This is a genomic window from Nostocoides australiense Ben110, assembly GCF_001050535.1.
GTDB lineage: Bacteria > Actinomycetota > Actinomycetes > Actinomycetales > Dermatophilaceae > Nostocoides_A > Nostocoides_A australiense.
The window spans coordinates 1,708,988-1,715,764 of record NZ_HG764815.1 but is presented as its reverse complement, the minus strand read 5'-3'; the positions used below and the strand labels follow the sequence as shown (position 1 = coordinate 1,715,764).

General features: G+C 70.2%; 4 protein-coding genes. 2 read left to right on the top strand and 2 right to left on the bottom strand.

The window, feature by feature from the left end; genetic code table 11:
• Together recD and BN11_RS08165 are read left to right on the top strand one after the other, a co-directional pair.
• On the top strand, positions 1-1,163 hold a 1,163-nt coding region (gene recD, locus BN11_RS08170; protein ID WP_053084039.1), incomplete at its 5' end, for an exodeoxyribonuclease V subunit alpha.
• Between the two features lie 14 nt (positions 1,164-1,177).
• Positions 1,178-4,456 carry a DEAD/DEAH box helicase gene (locus tag BN11_RS08165; protein WP_235435413.1) on the top strand — a complete coding sequence of 1,093 codons (3,279 nt, stop codon included), beginning with the start codon at positions 1,178-1,180 and terminating at the stop codon, positions 4,454-4,456.
• Positions 4,457-4,472: 16 nt separating this feature from the next.
• Here the strand turns inward: BN11_RS08165 and BN11_RS08160 are convergent, their stop codons facing one another.
• Positions 4,473-5,171 carry an aspartate/glutamate racemase family protein gene (locus tag BN11_RS08160; protein ID WP_048696470.1) on the bottom strand — a complete coding sequence of 233 codons (699 nt, stop codon included), beginning with the start codon at positions 5,169-5,171 and terminating at the stop codon, positions 4,473-4,475.
• A 20-nt stretch (positions 5,172-5,191) separates the two neighbouring features.
• Positions 5,192-6,777: DUF222 domain-containing protein (locus BN11_RS08155; RefSeq protein WP_048696468.1), on the bottom strand; the 1,586-nt coding region annotated here is incomplete at its 5' end.

The window sequence follows — 6,777 nt, the reverse complement described above, 5'->3', positions numbered from 1 at the left end:
CCCCCCCCCCCGCCAAAGCCGCTGCCCGGCTCCAGGACGCCTTCGCGACCGCAGCGGCCGGCCTGCCCGACAGCGACCGCGAGCGACTGCCCATACCCGCGGCCTCCACCCTGCACTGCCTCCTCGGCTGGCGGCCGGGATCACGCAGCCGCTTCGCCCACGACGCCGCCACCCGGCTCCCCCACGACGTCGTCGTCGTCGACGAGGCGTCCATGGTGTCCCTGACGATGATGGCGCGCCTGCTCGAGGCCCTGCGCCCGACCGCCCGCCTCATCGTCGTCGGGGACCCCGACCAGCTCACCTCGGTCGAGGCCGGCGCCGTCCTGGCCGACCTCGTCGCCGGGCTGGATCGTGACCCGGCGCAGCCGGCAGGCTCCAGCGCGGTGGCGCGGCTGCGGCATACCTATCGGTTCGGCGGTGCCATCCAGGATCTGGCCACGGCGATCCGCGACGGCGACGCCACCGCGGCCCTGGCCATCCTGACGTCCGGAGACCCGGCCGTCGAACTGGTCCCCAATGCCGATGCCCGGCGCTCGCTCATGGTGGAGGCGGCGGTCGACCTGCGTCGCCACGGACTGGCCGGCGACGCCCGCGCCGCGCTGGCCGCGTTGGGTGAGCACCGCCTGCTGTGCGCGCACCGCACCGGCCCGCAGGGGGTCGGCCACTGGAACCGGCAGATCGCTCAATGGCTCTCGGAGGAGACCGGCGAGAACTTCTACGCCCCCATGTTCCCGGGCCGGCCGCTGCAGGTGACCGCCAACGACTACGCCATGGACCTCTACAACGGCGACACCGGGGTCGTCCTGCGCCGCGACGGCCGCCTCGTCGCCGTCTTCGATTCCGGGTCACAGCTGCGCGAGGTCGCCGCCGCCCGCCTCGCCGACGTCGAGACGATGTATGCCGCGACGGTGCACAAGAGCCAGGGCAGCCAGGCGACGCGCGTCACCGTCGTCCTGCCCGAACTCGACTCGCCGTTGTTGACCCGCGAGCTGATCTACACCGCCGCCACCCGCGCGCAGAAGCAACTGACGATCATCGGCACTCCCGAGGTCATCGAGCGCGGTATGGCGCAGCGGATCCAGCGCGCATCCGGCCTCGCCAAGCGGTTGCGGATGCCGCCGCCGGCGGTTCCCGGTGAGGTTTCGGCGGGTTCGCCGGGTTGAGTTATGTTGGGATGATGGACTCATTGGCCGGGGCTGATTGGCTCGGCGAGCTGACCGACGAGGCGATCCGCGCCCGCGTCGACGCGGGCGGGTTCGCGCGCGGCCAGCAGTATGCCGCGTCCGGCATGGTCCTCTCGCTCACCACGGCCGACCGCGGCCGGATGATCCTCGCCGAGGTCGAGGGGTCCCGCTCGCGGCCCTATCAGACCCTGATCACGGTGGCGCCGACCGGCCGCAACGCGGCGGCCTGGACGTCCCGATGCAGTTGCCCGGTGCAGATGAACTGCAAGCACTCGGTGGCGGTGCTGCTCGTCGCGCGCCAGCGCTATCGCGAAGCCGGTGGTCACGACACCACGCAGGCGCCGTGGGAAGCCACCCTCCGCAAGCTCATCGAGGAGCGCACCGAGGTCATCGACACCGCTCCCGGGCTCGGGCTGATCGTCGACCCGCTACCGGTGGCCTCGAACTATCGCACGATGATGGGTCCGCCGCGCATCGCCATCCGTGTCACCCGGCGCACCAAGACCGGGTCGTGGGCGCGCAACTTCACGTGGACCGAGATCAGTTCGCCGCATTCCCGGATGCCGATGAACCGGCGGCACGCCGCTGCGTTGAAGGCCATCCACGATCTGCACCGCCTGACCGGTGGCCGGGACGGCTACTTCTACAGCCAGGGCGAGATCTATCTCGGCTCCCTCGGATCACGGGTATGGCCGTTGCTCAAGGCCGCCGTCGAAGCCGGGGTCGAACTCGTGGGGGGTGGCAATGTCGTCGGCGACGTCAGCCTCGCACCCGAACCCGCCCGGATCGTCCTCGACGTCACCCGCGACGATGCCGAGATCGTCCTGACGACGTCGGTGGACACGGCGACGGCCCTCGGGGAAGTGCGGGCCATCAACGTCCTGGGCGACCCGGCCCACGGGCTCGCCGTCACCACGCGCGACGGCCTGGTGCTGCTCGGGCTGGAGCAGGAACTCGACGAGAACCTCGTCGAACTCCTTGTCCATCAGCGACAATTGCGGATCCCGGGGTCCGACACCGAGAGGTTCGTCAACCTCTACCTGCCCCGGCTGCGCGATCACGCGCGGGTGACGAGCCACGACGACAGCGTGAGCATTCCGGAGCAACCGCGTCCCTTGTTGCGAGTGCGGGTGGGACAGCCGATGCCGACGCACATCGAGCTGCGCTTCGACATCGCGTATGCCGCGCCCAATGGGGAATTGGTGACGGCTGACGACGGGGTGGCGCTGCCGCGGGACCGGACGCGCGAGCAGTCCCTGCTCGACGGTCTCGAGGTGCTCGAGCAGATCCCGGGGGCGCGGACGCGGCGCGGCACGGCATACAGCGGCTATTGGGACCTGGCGAATCGTCTTGTGCTGCACGGCATGCCGGCGGTGCGCTTCATGTCCGACGTGCTGCCGGCGCTGGAGTTCGAGCCCGATGTGCATGTCGTGGTCGAGGACGGGCTCACCGCCTTCGAAGAAGCTGTCGAGCGTCCGGTCATCGACGTCTCGCTGTCCGACTCCGAGGACGGACGGACCGACTGGTTCGACCTGCGGCTGGCGGTCTCCGTCGGGCAGGAGAGCGTGCCCCTGGAGCAGTTGTTGCGGGCGTTGGCCGCCGGGGACGAGGCGTTGCTGCTCGACTCGGGCACCTGGTTCCGGCTCGACGACCCGGCCCTGGACAGCCTGCGCAACCTCATCGCGGAGGCGCGGCAGCTCGTCGAGCCCGGGGCCCCCTTGCAGCTGACGCGTTATCACGTCGGCCTCTGGGACGAACTCACCGAGATCGGGCTGACCAATGTAGACAGCGCCGCCTGGACCGAGAGCGTCGAACGCCTCGGCCGGCTCGCCGACGAGGCGCCTCCGCCGCCACCTGACGGGTTGCAGGCCACGCTGCGTCCTTATCAGCTCGACGGCTATGCCTGGCTGACGGCGCTGTGGGAGGCGCAGCTCGGCGGCATACTCGCCGACGACATGGGTTTGGGCAAGACGGTGCAGACCTTGGCCCTGCTCGAAAAAACCCGTGCCGCAGGGGATCTCGGTGATCCGGTGTTGGTGGTCGCACCGACGAGCATGCTCGGGGTGTGGGCCAGTGAAGCGGCCCGTTTTGCGCCGGGCCTGCGCGTCGTGGTGCTCGGTGAGACCACCAAGAGACGCGTGACCACGGTGGCCGAGGCGGTGGCCGGCGCCGACCTGGTCGTCACCTCCTACGCCGTCGCCCGCATCGACGGGGAGGAGTTCACCGCCGCACCGTGGCGCGGCCTGATCCTCGACGAGGCACAGTTCGTCAAGAACCATCAGGCCAAGACGCATCACGTGCTGCGCGACATCCGGGCGCCGTTCCGGCTGGCGATGACCGGCACCCCGCTGGAGAACTCGTTGATGGACCTGTGGTCGCTGCTCGCGCTCGTGGCGCCGGGGCTCTATCCGCGGGCGGACCGCTTCAGCGAGCACTATCGCAAGCCGATCGAGAACGGCAACTCGCCCGAGATGCTCGACCGGCTGCGTCGGCGCATCCGGCCGTTGATGTTGCGGCGCACCAAGGAACTCGTCGCGAAGGACCTGCCGGAGAAGCAGGAGCAGAGCCTCGTCGTCGAACTCGGCCCAGCGCACCGGCGGCTCTACGACAAGTACCTCCAGCGGGAGCGGCAGCGGGTGCTCGGGCTCCTCGACGACCCGGTGGGCAACCGCGTGGCGATACTCGCGGCGTTGACGCGGCTGCGTCAGCTGGCGCTGGATCCCGCCCTCGTCGACCCGGAGAAGTACGCCGACGGACCGCCCCCAGCCAAGGTGGAGGCGCTGATCGAGCAGCTGCGGGAGTTGGCGGTCGAGGGCCACCGGGCCCTGGTGTTCAGCCAGTTCACCTCCTTCCTCCACCTCGTGCAGGACCACCTCACCGAGGCCGGCATCAGCACCGAATACCTCGACGGGGCAACACGAAACCGTGCCCAGGTCATCGACCGGTTCAAGACCGGCGACGCCACCGCCTTCCTCATCTCCCTCAAGGCCGGCGGGGTCGGCCTGACCCTCACCGAGGCCGACTATGTCTTCGTCCTCGACCCGTGGTGGAACCCCGCGGCCGAGGCCCAGGCCATCGACCGGGCCCACCGCATCGGGCAGACCAAGATGGTCATGGTCTATCGGCTGATCTCCGCCGGGACGATCGAGGAGAAGGTCGTCGAGCTCCAGCGGCGCAAGCGCGACCTCTTCGACCGGGTAGTCGACGAGGGCGGGGCCATGTCCGGCCAGATCACCGCCGACGACATCCGGGCGTTGCTCGAATCCGACTGAACGGTTCGAATCCAGGTCAGTCGCTCTCGCCCAGCAGATTCTCGCCCAGCAGATCGGCGGCGTGGGCGATGGCCAGCCGGGGACTGCTGAGGACGGGTATGCCGAGATCCGCGAGCAGCGACTCGCTACCCGCCATACTGGCCTGCGCCAGCACCACAGCATCAGCCTCGTCGCGGCGCGCCCGGGCCGTCGCCGCGACCGCCTCGGTGTAGGCCGCCAGATCCCCGCGCTCGAAGTGCCGCCACGCGTCCGGCACGGTCACCATCCCGATCCGCACGATCGTGCCGCGAGTCGCAGCCTCCTCCTCGATCAAGGCTCGCGTGGGTTCCAGGGTTGACTCCAGCGCCGCGAGCACCAGGATCCGTGGCCCGCTCCTGACGGCGCACCTGGCCATCGGCCGGTCGACGCGGAAGACAGTGCCGACGCGGAAGACAGTGCCGACGCGGAGGACAGTGAGGTGGCCCGCCACGCGTTCCGCGACTCCCCCGATGGTCGAGCACGTGCAACAGATGATGTCCGCGCCCGCACCGTGGAGGGCGTGCACGTGCCGTAGAACCTCTGTCGCCACGGAATCCGGCCCGTCCGCGCGGGCCCGGACCAACAGGCCGTCCTCGACCGCGTGCACCGTGCCCAGGCCGGGCAGACGGGAGTGCACGAGGTGATCGAAGGTCGCCACGTGCACCTCGGCCGTGTGCAGGAATCCGATGGTCGCCATGGGCTCGACTATCCGCTCGACTATCCCAGGAGCGGCGGCGCGACCGAGAGGTAGGTGTGCCCCGTCGGAGTGGTGATCGCGGTGACGTGGGTGTGCGGTCCGGCTTGCCGGGCGAGGTGGGTGTTGGGATCTGCCGCATCGCCCGCGGCGTAGCCGGCGATCTCATCCTGGGTGAGGACGCGCGTCGTGAAACCGGGCAAGTCCTTGGTGTAGTTGCAGCGTACGGAGAGGCCTTGCCCGTTGAGCAGTGCGGTGAGTCCGCCGCGGGCTGCTGGGTGCACGTGGTCGGCGTGTCTGATGTCGGCGTCGCAGTGTGGCGTGCGGCAGTGGTCGTCACGCAGGATCAGGGCGCGACGCACGCCGGCCGGGAACAGGCGCGCGGTGGACTCGAGCGCGGCCAGGTCGCGGCCGTCCGGGCTGGTGAAGATGCGTCGGAAGGTGACCTGGGCCGCCCGATTCGCGGTCGCCGAACCGCTGGGGTCGACGGTATGGCCGGGTCGACTTGCAGGATCGAAGCCGGTCGAGCCGCCGCGGTGGGGGCTGCCGGGGTCCTGGCTGTCGGGGTCCTGGCCCTCGGGATGGCAGCCGTGCAGCAGGAGTGCGCGGGCCAGGGGCGCCGGCATCGGGCCGTGGCCGACCAGCCAGGCAGGCGTGTTGACTCGCCCGGTCCGGGCGCCCCCGCCTGGCCAGATGATCGGGTCGGGTCGATCGGACGGATCAAGATCGGTGTGCGCGGACCCGAAAGCGGCTCCCGTTGTCGGGTCGGTTTCGCCTGGTGCTGTCCGCGGACGTGAACCCGCAGGGGGCACGTTGACCTCGCCGTCGCCAGGCTCGGTATCACCTGGCTCAGTATCGCCACGCTCAGGGACCGTGGGCTCGGCGTCGGTCGGCCCGGCGTGTGTGGCCGTCGAACTCCGAGCCGATGCCGGCGCGTACGGCGCGTTGGCCGTCCCGGACTTTGTGCGGATGGCTGCGAAAGATCCGGACGGGCACGGTGTGCTGGTGTAGTGACCGTTGGGGCCGAAGAGGCTGTCGGGGTGCATGACCAAGTTGAGGGCGACCGGTTGGGCTTGGTGGCGGTCGCGTCCGGCGAGCCACCGCAGCGCTGCGTCGGCCATGATCTGGCTTTCGGTGCGCCCCTCGGCCGGGTCCTCCTCGTCGAGGCCGCCGTTGGCAACGGTCTTGGCATGCCGGCGCAATGCGGCGAGTGCGGAGATGACATCGGTCAAGGGTCCGAAGATGGTCAGGTAGGTCATCCCATCCGGGGCGGGCCGCGTCCAGACGGCACGCTCGGAGCGGGCCTTCTTGTGCTTGGCCACCACCGCTTGAGGGTCCAGTTCCGCGGCGTACTTGGCGGCGATCTGTCCCAAGCGTTTCGCCGTGATCCCCACAAGCCGATCAGCGAGCAGCGCGTCGACCTCGGCTCGATGATCCTCACTGAGACAGTTGGTGGCGCTCGCGACGGCGGCTGCGTGCGCGATCTCGATCAGCCCGGCCGTCAACGCGCGATGCGTGTTGGGCATCCCGTCCAACGCCCGCGCCAACGCCAGGTGCTGCTCCGCCCGCGCGGGTGAGCACTTGCGGGCCAGCCCGACCTGCGGCGCCA

Bases quoted from the DNA above. Each gene is read 5' to 3' on its own strand.
- BN11_RS08165 (WP_235435413.1), top strand. From the start codon at position 1,178: ATGGACTCATTGGCCGGGGCTGATTGGCTCGGCGAGCTGACCGACGAG.
- BN11_RS08160 (WP_048696470.1), bottom strand. From the start codon at position 5,171: ATGGCGACCATCGGATTCCTGCACACGGCCGAGGTGCACGTGGCGACC.